The organism is Bacteroidia bacterium, from assembly GCA_041391665.1.
GTDB lineage: Bacteria > Bacteroidota > Bacteroidia > J057 > J057 > JAGQVA01.
In genome coordinates this window covers 1,939,839-1,957,688 of the sequence record JAWKNO010000003.1, presented here as the reverse complement: position 1 = coordinate 1,957,688, position 17,850 = coordinate 1,939,839, and the positions used below count along the sequence as shown (strand labels likewise).

At 47.1% G+C, this 17,850-nt stretch carries 11 protein-coding genes and 1 tRNA gene; 8 read left to right on the top strand and 4 right to left on the bottom strand.

Annotation, left to right across the window (positions count from 1 at the left end; genetic code table 11):
• Window positions 1-9: 9 nt before the first annotated feature.
• Window positions 10-1,011, bottom strand: a complete 1,002-nt coding sequence (locus R3D00_30725; GenBank protein ID MEZ4777589.1) for an aldo/keto reductase — start codon at window positions 1,009-1,011, stop codon at window positions 10-12.
• Between the two features lie 51 nt (window positions 1,012-1,062).
• Window positions 1,063-4,707 (bottom strand): phosphoribosylformylglycinamidine synthase, encoded by a 3,645-nt coding sequence (purL, locus tag R3D00_30720; protein ID MEZ4777588.1) that lies wholly within the window; start codon window positions 4,705-4,707, stop codon window positions 1,063-1,065.
• Between the two features lie 355 nt (window positions 4,708-5,062).
• On the opposite strand from purL, the gene R3D00_30715 reads away from it, so the two are divergent.
• Window positions 5,063-7,471 (top strand): glycoside hydrolase family 3 C-terminal domain-containing protein, encoded by a 2,409-nt coding sequence (locus tag R3D00_30715; GenBank protein ID MEZ4777587.1) that lies wholly within the window; start codon window positions 5,063-5,065, stop codon window positions 7,469-7,471.
• A 179-nt stretch (window positions 7,472-7,650) separates the two neighbouring features.
• The gene (locus R3D00_30710; protein ID MEZ4777586.1) at window positions 7,651-11,526 is read left to right on the top strand and encodes a PKD domain-containing protein; all 3,876 of its coding nucleotides are present in this window, start codon (window positions 7,651-7,653) and stop codon (window positions 11,524-11,526) included.
• Window positions 11,527-11,847: 321 nt separating this feature from the next.
• On the opposite strand, the gene R3D00_30705 is transcribed toward R3D00_30710, so the two are convergent.
• Window positions 11,848-11,919, bottom strand: a tRNA-Glu gene (locus tag R3D00_30705).
• 191 nt (window positions 11,920-12,110) lie between these two features.
• On the opposite strand from R3D00_30705, the gene gap reads away from it, so the two are divergent.
• The 4 genes from gap (at window position 12,111) to R3D00_30685 (ending at window position 15,771) form a co-directional block, all read left to right on the top strand.
• Window positions 12,111-13,106: a type I glyceraldehyde-3-phosphate dehydrogenase gene (gap, locus tag R3D00_30700; GenBank protein ID MEZ4777585.1), complete on the top strand. Its 996-nt coding sequence runs from the start codon at window positions 12,111-12,113 to the stop codon at window positions 13,104-13,106.
• A 149-nt stretch (window positions 13,107-13,255) separates the two neighbouring features.
• Window positions 13,256-14,017, top strand: coding sequence for a phosphosulfolactate synthase (locus R3D00_30695; protein MEZ4777584.1), 762 nt, complete (start codon window positions 13,256-13,258; stop codon window positions 14,015-14,017).
• A gap of 9 nt (window positions 14,018-14,026) precedes the next feature.
• On the top strand, window positions 14,027-14,767 hold the full coding sequence (locus R3D00_30690) for a CDP-alcohol phosphatidyltransferase family protein (GenBank protein ID MEZ4777583.1): 741 nt from the start codon (window positions 14,027-14,029) through the stop codon (window positions 14,765-14,767).
• Between the two features lie 764 nt (window positions 14,768-15,531).
• Window positions 15,532-15,771: a hypothetical protein gene (locus tag R3D00_30685; protein ID MEZ4777582.1), complete on the top strand. Its 240-nt coding sequence runs from the start codon at window positions 15,532-15,534 to the stop codon at window positions 15,769-15,771.
• Window positions 15,772-15,993: 222 nt separating this feature from the next.
• On the opposite strand, the gene R3D00_30680 is transcribed toward R3D00_30685, so the two are convergent.
• Window positions 15,994-16,233 carry a hypothetical protein gene (locus R3D00_30680; protein ID MEZ4777581.1) on the bottom strand — a complete coding sequence of 80 codons (240 nt, stop codon included), beginning with the start codon at window positions 16,231-16,233 and terminating at the stop codon, window positions 15,994-15,996.
• 5 nt (window positions 16,234-16,238) lie between these two features.
• On the opposite strand from R3D00_30680, the gene R3D00_30675 reads away from it, so the two are divergent.
• Together R3D00_30675 and R3D00_30670 are read left to right on the top strand one after the other, a co-directional pair.
• Window positions 16,239-17,384 (top strand): hypothetical protein, encoded by a 1,146-nt coding sequence (locus tag R3D00_30675; protein MEZ4777580.1) that lies wholly within the window; start codon window positions 16,239-16,241, stop codon window positions 17,382-17,384.
• Between the two features lie 217 nt (window positions 17,385-17,601).
• Window positions 17,602-17,835: a GNAT family N-acetyltransferase gene (locus tag R3D00_30670; protein ID MEZ4777579.1), complete on the top strand. Its 234-nt coding sequence runs from the start codon at window positions 17,602-17,604 to the stop codon at window positions 17,833-17,835.
• Window positions 17,836-17,850 lie beyond the last annotated feature (15 nt).

Sequence of the window (17,850 nt, the reverse complement as noted above, 5' to 3'; positions counted from 1 at the left end):
AATAAGGCATTAAACCTTTTTATAGTACTCAATGGCATTGCCTGATTTCTCAAACACTTTGTCGATCAGCGCAAATCTGTCTTCTTCGTCAGATTTTGAGAAATCTTTGGCTAAATCAATTTTTTCCTGAATCAGCGTTTTGTTTTCTGCTCCGGTGATCAGTACACTTACCGGTAGAGACCAGACAAAATACAGCGCGTCCCTGACAGACAGGTAGTTGGGCACCAGCGGATCATCGGATTTCCACTGAATATTTCCAGCCTGCATTTTTTGTTTGAAAAAACGCCCGTCAGAAAGGGTCTTCATGGCCAGTACACCAAAATTACGCTCAACGGCCAGAGGCAGTACATTTTTGATAAAGCTGTGGAAATGCGAATCAATGACATTGACAGGCATTTGTACCGTTTCAAAAAGATCGTTTTCTGCGGTTTTTTCCAGCATGTGCTTGTGGGCAAATGGATTTTGGTGCCCCGTAAAACCAATATGTTTCACCTTTCCGTCGGCTTTTGCTTTTTCAAAAACTTCCAATACCTTGTCCTTTATCCGGTTATCTACATCCTCCGGCGTTTGTAAAGCATGCACCTGCCATAAATCGAGGTAATCACATTTCAGCCTGCTCAAAGTGCCTTCCAGATGTTTCATAGCCGTGGCTCCATCGGCGGCAGTCGTTTTACTCATGATAAATACCTCATCGCGATATTTGGGCACAAGGTATTTGCCATAACGGGTTTCGCTTCCGCCATCGTCATAGGATTCTGCTGTGTCAAAAAAACGGATGCCTCCTTCCAGAGCGGTTTCAATCACTTCGCGGGCATCTTTTTCCGTTGTCCACCCCACATGGTATCCGCCCAGCCCCAGCATGGTTACTTTTTTTCCTGTTTTTCCGAGGGTTCGCAGGGGAAGAATATCCCCCCATTTATCCCTGTGATAATCGGCAAAACCAGACACAGGAAGCATCAGGCTCCCGGTAATCATGGCGAGTTGTTTGAGAAAATCGCGTCTTTCGGGCATGGCAAATAGGATTTGGCTTATGACTAAGAAACGAAAAATACCTGAATATCTCTACATCCAGTCTCTTGCATTCACAAAAGCTTCTATCCAGGGCGAAACCTCATCCTTCCGGTCTTTGGGGTAATGCGCCCAGTTCCACGGGAAAGCAGAGCGCTCCAGGTGTGGCATCGTCGCCAGGTGACGACCATCGGCACTGGCGAGCATAGCTGTGTTGAAAGCACTGCCATTAGGGTTGGCAGGGTATGCCTCGTAGCCAAATTTGGCTACGATATGATACGCCGCCTCCGGCTCCGGCAGGTAAAATTTCCCCTCTCCGTGGGAAACCCAGATTCCCAGCCGGGCTCCTGCCAGATCTTTCATCATGACCGCATGATTGGGCAGTACCTCCACCGAGGTGAAAATGCTCTCGTGTTTGTGAGAGTCGTTGAAGTGCATAAAACCCTGCCTGCTATGCTCCGGATTGATCAGATTGAGCTCCATGAAAAGCTGACAACCGTTGCAGATGCCGATAGAGAGCACATCTTCGCGGGCAAAAAACCGATCGAGTGCAGTTTTTGCTTTTTCGTTGTACAAAAATGCCCCGGCCCAGCCTTTGGCTGACCCCAATACGTCGGAGTTGGAGAATCCCCCTACAGCGCCCAGGAACCGGATGTCTTCCAGCGTTTCCCGACCCGAAATCAGATCGGTCATGTGTACATCCTTTACATCAAAACCGGCCAGATACAGGGCATTGGCCAGTTCTCGCTCAGAGTTGCTGCCTTTTTCGCGCAGCACGGCGGCTTTGGGGCGCCTGGCCGGGCGAACAGGCTTTTTGCCGGAAAAGGATTGGGGGAAAGTGTAGTGAAGCGGCTGATTCATGTATTCCTGATACCTTTCATCTGCCAGAGAAGGTGTGGTCTGCCTCCGATCCAGCAGCCAGGAGGTTTCGTACCAATCCTGACGGTATCTGGCGACATCAAAGTTTTGGGTTTCGCCTTTATAGGTCAGCGATATATGTCCGGGCGTAGCGGGTTGTCCGATGCGGTGGGCGACCAGCCCCAGATCTTTCATTCGCCCTTCGGCCTGCCCATCTCTTACCTGAATCAACAAGCCTGCATTTTCTGCAAAGAGCAAGGTCACAAGATCGTCGCTTGCGAGGGTATTCAGGTCGAGATCCAGACCTGCTGCCGGATCTGCAAAACACATCTCCAGCAGGGCAGTGATCAACCCACCGGCTGATATGTCGTGTCCGGCCAGTACCAGATCTTCGCGAATAAGAGCCTGTACAGCGTCAAAAGCCCGGGCGAAGTAAGTTGTGTCTTTTATGGTGGGGGTTTGGTCTCCGATGGTATTGCGCACCTGCGCAAAGGAACTGCCACCCAGCTTGAACGCATCTCCGCTCAGCGGCAGGTAATACAGCGCCCCGCCATCTGCTTGTAACACGGGTTCTACAACACGGGAGATATCATCACAATGTCCGGAAGCAGAAACTATCACTGTACCCGGAGCGAGCACTTCGCCATCGGGGTATTTTTGTTTCATCGACAGGGAGTCTTTGCCCGTCGGCACATTGATACCCAATGCAATCACAAATTCTGAAAGACTCTGTACGGCCTCATACAGGCGGGCATCTTCGCCTGCATTGCGGCAGGGCCACATCCAGTTGGCAGAAAGAGACACGGAGCGAAGCCCTTCTTTTAAGGGCGCCCAGATGAGGTTGGTAAGTGCCTCCGCTACAGAGTTGCGTGAACCTGCTATGGGGTCAATCAGGCCGCTGACAGGCGCATGGCCGATAGCGGTAGCGATTCCCTGTCCGCTTTCGTAATCGAGGGCCATGACCCCACAGTTATTGAGCGGAAGTTGGAGTGGCCCGGCACATTGCTGCTTGGCTACCAGTCCGCCCACACAGCGATCTACTTTATTGGTAAGCCAGTCTTTGCATGCGACGGCTTCCAGTTTGAGAACCTGCGAGAGATAAGTGGGCAACTCATGGGTGTTGTATTGCACTGGCTCATAGTGCCGTGTCACATGGCGGTCTTCCATGATCGTTTTGGGCGAACTGCCAAACATATCTGACAGTGCGAGATCCATCGGCTTTTCTCCTGTTTCCTCTGAAACAAAAGCAAAACGCATGTCGCCGGTCACTTCTCCGACGACGTAGAGTGGTGCGCGCTCCCGTGCAGCAATGGCTGTTAAGGTTGGCAGATCTTCGGGGGAAATGATCAGCCCCATCCGCTCCTGCGATTCATTGCCAATGATTTCTTTGGCTGAAAGGGTGGGATCACCGACAGGAAGGCGATTGAGGTAAATGACTCCGCCGGTTTCTTCGACGAGTTCTGACAGGCTGTTGAGGTGTCCGCCTGCTCCGTGGTCGTGAATGGAAATGATGGAGTTGGTGGAGGATTCTACCATACCCCGGATGGCATTAGCCACCCGTTTTTGCATTTCGGGGTTGGATCGTTGTACGGCGTTGAGTTCAAGCCCGGTACCAAATTCCCCCGTATCGGAAGAGGAAACCGACGCCCCACCCATGCCGATGCGGTAGTTGTCTCCCCCCATGACCACAATCTTGTCACCGGGTTTTGGGGTATGTTTTTGTGCTTGTTCTTCCCTTCCATATCCGATGCCACCAGCCATCATGATGACCTTGTCATAGCCCATTTTGCGATCGCCCATATCCTGTTCGAAGGTAAGGACTGAGCCATTGATGAGGGGTTGGCCAAATTTGTTGCCGAAGTCAGAGGCTCCGTTGGAAGCTTTGATGAGGATGTCAACCGGAGTCTGATACAGCCATTTCCTCTCAGGAAAAGCCTGTTCCCAGGGGCGGTCGTCCTGCAGACGGGAGTATGCAGTCATATATACTGCTGTGCCTGCGAGAGGGAGAGAACCCTGCCCGCCTGCCAGGCGGTCGCGGATTTCGCCACCCGAGCCGGTTGCCGCTCCGTTGAAAGGTTCTACGGTAGTGGGGAAGTTGTGGGTTTCGGCTTTGAGAGAGAGCACGGTGTGGATGGGGGTGCGCTGATACCAGTCAGGCAGATCGGCTTTTGCCGGGGCAAACTGGATAATTTGCGGGCCTTTGACAAAGGCTACGTTGTCGCGGTAAGCCGAAACAATGCTGTTTGGATGGGCCTGCGAAGTCGCTTTGATAAGTTTGAAAAGTGATTGTGGTTTTTCCTGGCCATCAATCACAAAGGTGCCGTTAAAAATCTTGTGGCGGCAATGTTCGCTGTTGACTTGAGAGAATCCAAACACTTCGGAGTCAGTCAGTGGGCGTCCCAGGCGTTGGGCCAAAGCTTCGAGATAGACAATTTCCTCCGGGTTTAGCGCAAGCCCTTCTGCCTGATTGTAAGCGGCAATATCTTTAACTGGCTGTATGGATGCAGGCGTAATATTAATGGTGAAAATCTGTTGATCGAGTTGCGCGTAGCGCTGGAACAACATAGGGTCAAAAGCTTCATGCTTTTGTGCGGGCACAAATCGCTCGATCCGGCTGATTCCGACGATCGTCATGTTTTGAGTAATTTCTACAGCATTGGTACTCCATGGAGTGATCATCGCAGCCCTGGGGCCGATGAAGGTGCTGGAGACCGTCTGTTGGTCAAGCAGGGGTTGGTTGCCAAAGAGCCAGACGAGTTTGTCCCGTTCAGATGTGCTCAGTGGGTGAGCAACTTCTACTGCGAAAATGAGATCGGAAGGAGAACCAAAAAAAAGGATCATTGCGACAATGTTTGAGCTTTTTAAAGCTGCGAAGTTCGGGCTTTTTGGGTTTTATCGCTAACGCGGGCAGGAAAAAATAGAAAGATTGTGGACTTTCATAAACATCATTTTGAAAATCCCGGGCAGGCTTTTTTCTCAAACACGGTTTGGGTGTTCTTAATTCAAAAGAATGCTTATAATTGTCTGTAAGTTGTTTTTCTTCCAACACTGATTTTGCTGCGAGGAAAGCTTTCCCCTCCAAACGGCCAGCAAAAGCGATGCAGAACCGGTAGCAAAACCCCGCATTAAGCTGAAAGGCCCGCAGATGTGCTGGAAAGAAGAATGGATAAATCGCGCAGATCAACATTACACAAATATGAAAAAGGGACTAAAAATAACTTTGATCGCTGTGGGCGCATTACTGCTGCTGCTGGTACTGGCCGGACTGGGAGGATGGATGTATCTCAAATCCACTTTTCTCAATTTTGAAAAGGATTATGCTGAGAATGTCGCCATCAAAGAAATTACCGTCGATGGTTACACCTTCATGGATCGCAACGCAAATGGTGAGCTGGATGTATATGAGGACGACAGAAAATCAACAGAAGAACGGGTGGAAGACCTGCTCTCTCAAATGACCATTGAAGAGAAAATTCACATTCTCAAAGGCTCCGGACTGGCATCTGCGATCGGCCGTGCTGAAACCGGGGGCATTCCGGGGGCTGCAGGTACGATTGTTCCCACACCCCGTCTGGGATTACCGGTAGTATATCTTTCAGATGGCCCGGCAGGACTGAGAATCGAGCCCAGGCGCAAAGGCGAAGACAGAACCTACTACTGTACGGCATTTCCGATAGGCACTTTGCTGGCGTCCACATGGAATTCAGCTATGGTCGAAGAAGTAGGAAATGCTATGGGAAATGAAGCGCGCGAATATGGGCTGGATGTGATCCTGGGCCCCGGCGCCAATATTCACCGGCATCCGCTCTGTGGCCGTAATTTTGAATATTATTCCGAAGATCCTGTACTGACCGGACTAACCGGTGCGGCGATGGTGAATGGCATAGAGTCCAACGGGGTTGGGACCTCGGTCAAACATTTTGTGGCCAATAACCAGGAAACAAACCGAAACGCTAACGATGTGATCGTATCGGAAAGAGCCCTAAGGGAGATCTACCTCAAAGGGTTTGAAATCATCGTAAAAAAATCCCGGCCCTGGACGGTCATGTCTTCTTACAACAAGCTGAATGGTACTTACACTTCGGAAAGCAGATCCCTGCTCACGGACGTGCTGAGAGGCGAATGGGGGTTTGAGGGTGTGGTCATGTCAGATTGGTTTGGCGGGAATGACGCGCCAGCGATGATCCGCGCAGGAAATGACCTGCTGGAGCCGGGCACAAAAATGCAGTGGGATGCTTTAACGAAAGCCTATGAAAAAGGAGAATTGTCAATGGAAGACATTGATAACTCTGCCAGAAGAATTCTCTCATTAGTGCTGCAATCCAGAAAAATGCAGAACGATAAGCCTGGCAACAACCCGGATCTGGAATCTCACGCTGCACTTGCCAGAAAGGCGGCATCAGAAGGCATGGTTTTGCTCAAAAATGAACACACACTGCCCATTCAGCAGGCAAAAAAAGTGGCGCTGCTGGGGGTTACTTCTTATGATTTTATTGCAGGAGGAACCGGCTCGGGAGATGTAAATGAAGCCTACACGGTTTCCCTCGAAGAAGGATTGACCGGTGCGGGATTTGAAATCAACGCCTTAGCCAAAGAAATTTATGAATCACATAAGGCGGCAAACAAGGACTTGTTTGTTAAGCCTGAGGGAATGAGTGCCATGTTCAATCCGTATGATCCGCCTGAAATAGTTTATGCTGCCGGACAACTGGAACAAATCGCTTCCGCCGCAGATGCAGGAATCATTACCATTGGAAGGAATAGCGGTGAAGGAGGCGACAGGATCGAAAAGGATGACTTTTTGTTGTCAAAAGACGAGCAGGAAATGATCTCTGCCGCCTGCAAGGCATTTCATCAGGCAGGGAAAAAAGTAATTGTCGTCCTGAATATTGGCGGTGTCATCGAAACTGCTTCATGGAAAGACCAGCCTGATGCGATTCTGCTTGCGTGGCAGGGCGGACAGGAAGGCGGCAACTCGGTGGCCGACATTATCAGCGGTAAAGTGAGTCCGGGAGGAAGACTCCCCATGACCTTTCCCGTTCACCTGGGCGATCACGCCTCCAATAGCAACTTCCCGCAGGACGGTGAACCAATAAGTTTGTCTGCAATGCTATTTTCCGGTAAAGAAAAAGCAGATGAGAAAAAGATCAGGAACAAAGATTATACAAATTACGAGGAAGGAATTTATGTAGGCTACCGGCATTTTGATAAAGCGAACCTGGAGGTGTCCTATCCTTTCGGCTATGGACTCTCTTATACCAGTTTTGAATTCAAAAATATGGCAGTCAGTATGGAAAATGATACCATACGTATTTCCCTGTCAGTACAGAACAAAGGCGACAGGGCCGGGAAAGAAGTAGTGCAGATATATGTTTCGAAATCCGGCTCAGCTATTGATCGCCCTGTCTGCGAGCTGAAAGCATTTGCCAAAACCCGTAATCTTGAAGCCGGAGAAACGGAGGAAATTGCCATTAGCCTGCCAGTTTCCGAATTGCGATACTGGGATGAGGAAAAGGCCGGATGGGTATTGGAAAAAGGCATCTATCGGATCCAATCAGGCGCTTCTTCCAGAGAGATCAGGTTGTCAGTGGAGATCGAGATATGAGGAACCTGCAAAACAACCGGTGATTTCCCCGATTCTGATAAAGCTAAAGTACCAACCGGAAAGGGCCGGAATTGCAAAATGACTTGAGAGTCACTATCTTGCGGATCACTTCTATTTCATACATAGAAGATGATTTTGTAAGTCTAACCTAAACGCTTATTACAACTTACCCTAACTCTATGAGGAAAATTTTTACCCTTCTACTGATTTGTCTGGTAGGAACAGTGGGACTGTTTGCACAGACAACCTACTTTTATTCTTTCCATCCGAATGCCGGAAACCCGGGTGGGTTGAACACCCAAACGGATGCGACGACCACGGGATGGGTCAACGAAATTATTGGCCCCCAGTCCGCAAACGTCTGGAGTGCGCCAATTACGATTCCCTTTGCTTTTGATTTTTACGGGACACCGGTTACGCAACTGATTGCCAGCCAGAACGGTGTGGTCTCCTTTGACCCTGCGGCTGTAATTCCCGGTGGAAACGGTCCTCTGCCCAGTGCCAACCTGCCCGATATGTCGGTAGCGGTATACTGGGATGATTTTACCTCTCTTCCGCCTACTGGTTCCGGCGATAATATCCAGAGTCAGACCTTCGGTACGGCGCCTAACCGTCAGTTGTGGATCAGATGGTTCTCTTTTGAAATTGGTAACCCCTCCATTTCCTTTGCCTATTTTGCGATGGTACTGGAAGAAACCACCAACAAAATCTATATGGTGGATCTTTACTCCACCACCGGAATCACTTCCACCAACACAGTTGGTGTTCAGATGAATAGCACAACAGCCGTGGAAGCTGGCAGCAACCTCGTACTGGCCGGAAATGGAACATCCGTTGCTGACAACGACTACTGGGAATTTGAGCCGATCATTCAGGTGCCACTTGATGTGACTGCAACCGGAGGTAGTGTGGACTTTGATTGTGGAAATTCAGCGACAGCAACCGTTACGATTAATCTGGTCAATCAGGGAACGCTTCCTTTGACCGGTATCACTGCATCATTTATTGTAGATGGTGGATCACCCACTACCCCTGAGGTCGTGCCTGGCACACTGGCGCCAGGAGCTGCCACTACTTATACCTTTACAGCAACAGCGGATGTCTCTGCCTCAGGGCCTCATACCGTAGAAGTTGCCGCTGCAGTACTGGGTGAAAATGATTTGACGGACAATACCTTTTCTGTAAACATCAATAATAATCTGGTTTATTTAGCCGCACCATTTTTGGAAGATTTTGAAACGGCTGTAGCGGGATCTCCCGGAACATTCCCCACCGGCTGGACTTTCACCAATCAGACCACCTATCAGTGGTATGTGGAAACAGATGGTGTGGCAAACTCATCCTCTACCGGGCCACTGGATGACCACACCCCCGGCGGACAAACATACGTGTATACCGAGGCGTCAAATGGTTCTACCGGTAATATTGCAGAACTCCTTACCCCTTGTATTGATCTGGGGACACTTTCTGCGCCTAAACTGAAATTCTGGTACCATATGTATGGGGTCAATATGAGTAAGCTGTACGTGGACGTTATCACTAACGGCACACGCGTTACCATTGACTCTATCATTGGTCAGCAACAAACCGGTGAAAATGAGCCCTGGTTGATGGAAATTGCTGATCTGAGTTCCTTTGCCGGGCAGATTGTACAGGTTGTTTTTGTAGGCGTAAAGGGAGCCAGCTTCGAAGGAGACCTTTCACTGGATGATATTGAAGTATTCGAACCGGTAGCTTATGACCTGCAACTGCTTGCGATCGAGCAGGCCGGTAGCGGTTGTGGTCTGGATTCATTTGAGGTGATTTCTATTACCGTTGCCAACGTAGGAACTGACACCGTGATGAGTGGATCTGCACAGTTTGCTGTAGATGGCGGCGTATATTCTGCTCCAGAGGCCATTGGTATGCTTTTACCGGGTGATACCATCAGCTTCACATTTGCTGCTACAGCCGACCTCTCTGTCGCCGGCCTTCACAGCATTGCCGCGGTAGCGACTGCAGCTACGCCTGCTGACCTGAATACAGCCAATGACTCTGCATCTGCAACAATAGACAATATTCCTGCCATTGCACCGGCTTTCCCCTATCAGGAAAACTTTGACAATGGCCCCGCTGACTGGACTTCAGGAGGGACAAACTCCAGCTGGGTACTGACCACTCCGGCAAAAATTGTGATCAACAGTGCTGCTTCTGGTCCAAACTCATGGGTTACCAATGCTACCGGATTGTATAATGCCAGTGAAAACTCCTGGGTGGCCAGTCCATGTATTGATATGACCAATGCTCCTGCCAACAGCTGGGTTTCTCTGAAAATCTGGGTTGAATCAGAATTTTCATGGGATGGTGCGGTACTCCAGAGTTCAACCGATGGCGGAACTTCATGGGTAAATGTTGGAGGATTGGGCGATCCCAATAACTGGTACAACGATAATACCATTAATGGTGCTCCGGGTGGATCTCAGATAGGATGGACCGGCCGTGATGGAAGTGGTACCAATGGCTGGGTTCTGGCAGCTCATGTCCTGAATTCTTCGTTAATCGGCCAGCCTAATGTGCGTTTTCGGATCGCTTTTGGATCTGATCCTTCTGTACAAGATGATGGATTTGCGTTTGATGATTTTACCATATCTGAGCCTCCGGTAGTGACCCTGGGTGATACTGTCGTATTGTGTAATGGCGGAACGCTGGATGCCGGAAACCCTGGCTCTACCTACACCTGGTCCACGGGCGATACTACCCAGACCATTTCCCTTACAAATACCACCGGTGTCGATATCATCGACAGTGTTATTTTTGTAAATGTAGTCGATATCTACGGCCTGGAAGGTGTGGATACCGTAGTAGTTACCATCCCTGCTGTAGCACTGAGTCTTCCTACCCTTACTGCACAAGTAGTAGTGTGTGAAGGTGATTCTACGGGTTATGCCACGGCATCCGTTGCAGGTGGATTGGCGCCTTATACTTACTCCTGGAGCAATGGCGTAGTTGCTGATACGATCTTTAACGTTCCTGCCGGTATGTATGGGCTGACTGTTACGGATGCACTGGGTTGTACCGTATCCGATAGCGTACCTGTCAGCGAAATTGCAGGAATGAACGCAGCTTTCTCCGACTCTGACGCACTTTGCGCAGGTGATGCCAGTGGTATGGCTTCGGTGAGCATCAGTGGTGGTACTGCACCTTATGCATACAGCTGGAGCAATGGCGCTACTACAGATAGTATTATGGGACTGGCTGCGGGAATGTATTCCGTACAGGTTTCAGATGTCTTTGGATGTCTGCTTTCTGATTCTCTGGAGATTGGCCAGCCTGATTCGCTCAGTGTTTCGCTCGACAATCTTGTCAATGTTGATTGTCCTTCTGACGCAAGTGGAGAAATCCAGATTACTGTGGCAGGTGGTACGGCTCCTTACTTCTTCTCATGGAGCAATGGAGATACGACAGAAGATGTTACTGGTCTGATGACTGGCGACTACACAGGTATCATTACCGACGCCAATGGTTGTCAACTGACTTCCCCTACACTTACTGTGATCGCATTGGATACATTGCCAATTGCAGAATTTAGTGTAGCTTCTGTCAGCGGTGCAAACGTAACCTTTGTAAATAGCTCTGTGGGTGCAGACAGTGTGTCATGGGACTTTGGAGATACGAATACCAGTACCGATTTAAATCCTGTACATACCTACAGTGTCAATGGAATATATACCGTTACCCTGACTGCATATAATGGTTGCGGAAATACTGTTTATTCTGATTCAGTCATGGTTACTACTGTCGGGATTAAGGATGATCTGCTCGGCCAGCGCATCCAGGTATATCCAAACCCCAACAGCGGATCATTTGATGTTCGTTTTGAAGAAGTCAGCCTGAGTGATGTCAGCCTGAGCATCTTTGGAATGGACGGCAAACAGATCTACAGCCGTACGATTGATCAGATCAGCGGAGTATTTGTGCAGGAAGTGAGCCTGACCAATAATATCGCAAAAGGCGTTTATCTGCTCGAAATCAGAAGCAGCGATGCCATCGTTCACAAGCGTATTATGATCGAATAATCCCTTCGGGATACAATAAAAAAGGCGGACCTTCGGGTTCGCCTTTTTTTATTTATTGACGGTTTGTCAGCTTTCGGGAGAGAAAATATTCAGGTGTTTCCAACCCGATAAACCTGCCACCATCACTTGACCTGTTTGCTACTGGCAGGAAACGAATAAGAGAAGATACACCCGTCAATCATGCCCACTTTTTCACATTAAAGCTAGCGAAGGTCAGACTTTTAAGGCTGTTTTTGATTAGCAGGTTGTGAGCAAATGTGTGGTAGTATTAAAATAAAAGCCCCAAGAATTTGATTCTTAGGGCTTTGTGTTTAAAGTATGTATCCCGTAGGGGAGTCGAACCCCTGTTGCCAGAATGAAAATCTGAAGTCCTAACCACTAGACGAACGGGACAAACTTCGGCTGCTTTTTTCAACAGCGAGTGCAAAGGTACTATACGATAGCTAACGAGTCAAGGATTCAGTAAAAAAAATTTTTAGGGTATCACCAGGCAATCCGCCGGATTAGTTGTTTTTCAAAAATGACCTGTGTAATTTTGCATCGCATTATAGAAAGACCATCATTATTTAATAAAACATAATCACATGGCTATTAAAGTAGGTATCAATGGTTTCGGGCGGATTGGCCGCCTTGTTTTCCGCGTACTCGCGAGCAATCCTAATGTTGAAATCGTTAAAATCAATGACCTTACCGACAATGCAACGCTTGCGGCGCTGCTGAAGTATGACTCCGTTCACGGTAAATTCAACGGTACAGTCGATGGTTACGATGATGAATCCATCACGGTAAATGGCAAAAAAATCATCGCCAGTGCAGAACGCAACCCTGAAGCGCTAGGCTGGGGTGATCTGGGCGTTGACATCGTAGTAGAATCTACCGGTGTATTTACCTCCCGCGACAAAGCTGGTCTTCACCTGAAGGCTGGTGCTAAAAAAGTTGTGATCTCTGCTCCTGCAAAAGGTGCTGTGGACGCTACCGTTGTAATCGGTGTCAATGACGATGTCATCACTTCCGACATGCAGGTGCTCTCCAATGCTTCATGTACGACCAACTGCCTCGCTCCGATGGCAAAAGTATTGCAGGACAACTTCGGTATTGAGTCTGGCTTCATGACTACCATCCACGCTTATACCGCAGACCAAAACCTTCAGGATGCCCCTCACCGCGACCTTCGCCGTGCCCGTGCAGCTGCGGTTAATATCGTACCTACTACTACCGGTGCTGCTACCGCTGTAGGTCTCGTACTTCCAGCTCTGAAAGGTAAACTCGACGGTATCGCTACCCGTGTGCCGGTTGCCGATGGCTCTATGACCGATCTTACAGTTGTCCTTAGCCGTAATGTTACTGCTGAAGAGATCAACGCTGCAATGAAAGCTGCTGCTGCCGGACCGCTTAAAGGGATTCTTGAATATTCTGAAGACGAACTGGTTTCCACTGATATCCTCGGAAACTCACATTCATGTATCTTCGACAGCAAACTGACCTCCACCATGGGTAATATTGCCAAAGTGATCGGTTGGTATGACAACGAATGGGGTTACTCCTGCCGTGTTGCTGACCTGATTATGAAACTGGTTTAATCGCTTCCATGCGGTAAATATGATATCGGCGGATTTGTTCCGCCACACAAAGCATCCCCTTACCGGGATGCTTTGTTTTTTCTACCGGACAAATTTATTTAGCTTGCACGCAGATTTTTTTTTCCCTCGACAGATAATATCTCTATATGTTGAATTACCCGATTTCCCAACTCCCTGAACGCGCTCAGAAGCCCCGCGAGGCTGGCTATACCATGATCATGGATAAAGGCATGAGCGTGCGTGAAGCCGAAGATATGCTCGAAACCGCCATCGAATATATCGATGTGGTAAAACTCGGCTGGGCAACCTCTGCTGTTACACACAATCTGGACAAAAAAATCGCTGTATATAAAAAATACGGGGTTCCCATTTACCTCGGGGGTACACTCCTCGAAGCTTTTTATATCCGTGGTCAGATTGATGACTACCGTCGTATTCTGGAGAAATACGAAATCACGCATGTAGAAGTCTCTGACGGTTCCATTGATATTGACGAAAAAGATAAATGCGATCTGATCACTTCTTTTGCCAAAGACTATACAGTACTTTCCGAAGTGGGCAGCAAAAGCACCAATAAGATTATCGCTCCCTATCAATGGGTAGCTATGATGCAACGCGAACTGGACGCCGGAGCCTGGAAGGTCATTGCCGAAGCCCGCGAGAGCGGTACGGTAGGTATGTTCCGCGCCGATGGTGAAGTGCGTAGCGACCTGATTGAAGAAATTCTGGTGGATATTCCTTCCGAAAAAATCATTTGGGAAGCTCCGCTGAAAAGTCAGCAGGTATGGTTTATCAAACTTCTCGGTACCAATGTCAACCTCGGCAACATCGCTCCCAATGAGGCAATTCCACTGGAAACCCTTCGACTGGGCTTGCGAGGTGATACTTTCCATACATTTTTGAGCAAATAGTACAATACCGTGAGACAGCACATTCCCAATTTCCTTACAGGAGCCAATCTCTTTTCGGGAATGGTTGCCCTCGTATTTGTACTTACTGATAATGTCTCCGGTGCAGCCCTGGCTGTTGTGCTGGCGCTGATTTTCGATTTTTTCGACGGGTTTGTTGCCCGTCTGCTGAAAGTCAATAGTCCGGTTGGAAAAGAACTGGACTCTCTGGCTGATATGGTCACATTTGGCGCTGTACCTGGAATGGTAATGGCGAAGCTGATTAGTGAATCTTCGGGGAATGTATTTCCGCCTGAGTCATTGGGCGGAACTTTCCCCTGGTTTTTGGCGGGGTTTCTGGTTTCTGTTTTTTCTGCTGTAAGGCTGGCAAAGTTTAACCTCGATGAAACGCAGTCGGACTCATTTGTAGGCCTTCCGACTCCTGCCAACACGATTCTCATCATGTCTTACTGGTTGGTGCTATCATTTAATCCAGACTCTTTCCTGGCCCTTACGCTCAATCATCTTTGGGTATGGGTTGCGCTGAGCCTGCTCAGCAGTTATCTCCTCATCGCGAAAGTCAGGCTTCTGGCACTGAAATTTAAAAACTTCTCCCTGAAAGATAATCTCTACCGGTACATTCTGATGGGGTCGTCGATTCTGCTGGTGAGCGTATTTCAGTTTCAGGGCGTTCCTGTTGCCATATTTCTTTATTTTATACTCTCTCTGGTCGCCAACCGCGCAGGTATGGCCAGACGTAAAAACATCGCGTAACCTAAGCCTCCGCGCGTCACACAGCGCCCGGCAAAACAAACCCTTCCCGCCACCCGGCAGCCTGTACATATCCCTGCCAGATAATTGTAAGTCTGAGGAAAAGGGCGGATATTCGTAAGAGGCGATAAGGAAATAAAGGGCGCAAACCAAAATGTCGCATTTGGGGTCGCACGAGTCTGGCTATTGGCTGTTAGCTGTTGGCTGTTAGCTGTTGGCTGTTAGCTGTTGGCTGTTGGCGCTTTTTGTGCTCACGCGCGCTGCGGCGCAACTCCTACAAAAAAGGGGGGGCGGGTCTCATGGCTACAAATCGAAGATGCCTCAGGTACATTCGACTCCTCCGGCCGATAGGTCCACTCCGGGAAGTCCCGGCCTGGCCGGAAAAGTGCCTCGAACGCAATCTATGCAGGGTTTTGCCGACAGGCAAGACCCACGTAGGTGGCCTAAGGGCTCGGAGAGGTCCAATGTTTGTAGCCTCGACGGCTACCCCCTCTGGCTTGTTCAAGGTTTTGCGCAGTAACGCGCTGCCAGCTTTCTCCAACGGAGAAACATTGGTTTCCCTCATGAGGAGTAAACCCTTCGGAGAAGCAACTGGCAGATATCACCGACAGTTTGATTTGCGCCCGAAAATAAACACAATGGGGGCCGATATAGAGAGATTGACGGCTACCAAATAAAAATACCAGTATATGTAGAACGTCTAAGCGAAAAGCTTGTTTTGGAGCTACGAAGTCTATAAATTGGATTCATCTATAAATTAAGGTCTAATGGAAAATTTATTGATCTCCAGGTATTTAAGATTGTTTGAACCGCTAAGCACTGAGCTAAAGCTTGAGCTATTGGCAGCTCTATCCGAAAATATTAAAAATAGCTTGAAAAAATCAAGAGTGGATAAAAGACGACTTTTTAATGACTTAAAAGGATCTTGGAGTGATGTAAGCGATGATCTGGAAGCGGATATTTACCACAGCAGAACAATATCAGATAAAGAAATTAGCCTGGATTGAAATGAGATATTTGCTAGATACTGACATGCTAAGATCGATATTTTCGCACGAGAGAAAGTAAGACTGAGAAAAGAAGGAAACCTTATTCCTGACTTTGATTTAATTATCGGATGTTCCGCAGTTGCTAACAATATGACAATGGTAACAAATAATGTAAAGCATCTGGAGAGAGTAAAAGGAATAAAAATAGAAAATTGGAGAGATGCTAAATTCAATGAATTCTTAAAATAAAATTACAGCCACCACAACAACTAAGCCTCCGCCCAGCGCCCAACATAAAAACCAGGTTGCGGCTTCGCTCAGCACAAGCATAGCCCCACAAAACAAACCATTCCCGCCACCCGGCAGCCTGTACATATCCCTGCCAGATAATTGTAAGTCTGAGGAAAAGGGAGGATATTCGTAAGAGGCGATAAGGAAATAAACGCTACGCGTAGGGTATATGCGGGTGTTGTGCATCATATAAAATGAACTTAAAAAAGAAAATATCATTAATTATTTGTGTTGTGGGACTGTGTATTCAAGTCTTTGCCCAAGATTTGAGGTTGGCTACAATTAAGCACTATACAACAGAGCATTACCCATTTAACAATGAAGTAATTTCTAATGATGGAATACAGTTAATGACAAAAATCAACACTTATTATCTTTCTGACTCGACATTTAAAGAGGTTATGGTAGAAAAATATGAGTTTGATTCCGCAGGATACCCAACGTATGTTTACAAGAAAGAAATTGGATCTGAAAAAAAGGAAATCTATTTTATTTATGATTCTTTGGGTAATCTAATTAGCAAAAAGGTATTTGGAATCTCTCCAGAACTACAGTATAAAAACATTGAGACCTACGAATGGAGTTATGATAATCTTGTTTTTTTAACTAGACAAAGAAGGTACCTGATAATCAATTCTATACCCACTGAACATGGGGCATCTGGTTTTAAGGAAAAATATATGCTGTTCTCTAATGATAGCATAAGTTATAACCACAAAGATACTGCTGTAATCATCTATAAAAATAATGTTGAAAATTGTAAAGATGTTTTCTATACGTTAGGAGGAATTTATCTTTACCCTCCAAATTTTAAGTCAGTTATTCTTGCTAAATTAAAATTCCATCCTGATAACAGCTTATATGCTAAGGTTTTATACAAAGAGTCAAAAATGATTCAAAGCGTTTTTTATGACAAGTGTAGCAATCCTAACAATGCAGAGAAACCTGGAAAAATTGAATGGCTAGAAAAAATTACCTCAAAAGAGATAGAGTGCTTGAGCGCTGAAAAGTTAAATATTCTAAACCGAGTTGACACTATATCTGTTGAGGGTCGGATACTGCTTTATGAAAATATTTTTACCAGCAATGTAATTCACCAAAGTACGGCACCATTGTTTATTAGAAATGAAGGATTAAATTATTATGATTTAGATCTGAATTTAATTTACAGCGAAGTTGGCAGATCTTCTTCAAGTGCAGGTGAGCCGACTTCTCCCAGTCTATTTAGAAAATATTTTTACGAATATTTTGAAAATGGCTTGTTAAAGAAAGTCACAACCAAAGATGAAAACGATAAAATAGTCGAAATTACCGAGTTTAAAATCAACCATCTTGATTAGATAAATACGAAAGCACAACATTGTATATAAAAAATCGGAATTATCAACTTATTGGGATAAACCACAACGGACACAATGAAGCCACGAGGGACACAAAGCACAGTTTCCTTGTGCCCTTTGAGAGGCCTTTGTGAGTCTGCCTATGCAGATGGTTTCTGCCTCGCTTCGGAAAGATTACTTTCACCCAATTACTTTATAATTCCGTAATTTATTAGCAATTGGCGTTTCCCAAGACACACAAAGAAAAGGAATAGCAAGTCAAATGATGAATTATATTGAACAACAACTCAAACAAAAAGACGGAAGATTACTAATTGTAGAAACTTCAAGTGACGATGCTCAAATTGGAGCAAGAAATTTTTATAAAAAAATTGGTTACACACAGGCCGCAGTAATCAAAGACTTTTGGAAAGACGGAGAGGACAAAATAGTTTTTTTGAAAAAGTTGTAATGCAGACGATTAACA

Excerpts from the sequence above, each read along its gene's own strand:
- R3D00_30680 (MEZ4777581.1), bottom strand. The coding sequence starts at position 16,233 with ATGATGCACAACACCCGCATATACCCTACGCGTAGCGTTTATTTCCTT.
- R3D00_30710 (MEZ4777586.1), top strand. The coding sequence starts at position 7,651 with ATGAGGAAAATTTTTACCCTTCTACTGATTTGTCTGGTAGGAACAGTG.
- R3D00_30725 (MEZ4777589.1), bottom strand. The coding sequence starts at position 1,011 with ATGCCCGAAAGACGCGATTTTCTCAAACAACTCGCCATGATTACCGGG.
- R3D00_30715 (MEZ4777587.1), top strand. The coding sequence starts at position 5,063 with ATGAAAAAGGGACTAAAAATAACTTTGATCGCTGTGGGCGCATTACTG.
- R3D00_30675 (MEZ4777580.1), top strand. The coding sequence starts at position 16,239 with ATGAACTTAAAAAAGAAAATATCATTAATTATTTGTGTTGTGGGACTG.
- gap (MEZ4777585.1), top strand. The coding sequence starts at position 12,111 with ATGGCTATTAAAGTAGGTATCAATGGTTTCGGGCGGATTGGCCGCCTT.
- R3D00_30685 (MEZ4777582.1), top strand. The coding sequence starts at position 15,532 with ATGGAAAATTTATTGATCTCCAGGTATTTAAGATTGTTTGAACCGCTA.
- purL (MEZ4777588.1), bottom strand. The coding sequence starts at position 4,707 with ATGATCCTTTTTTTTGGTTCTCCTTCCGATCTCATTTTCGCAGTAGAA.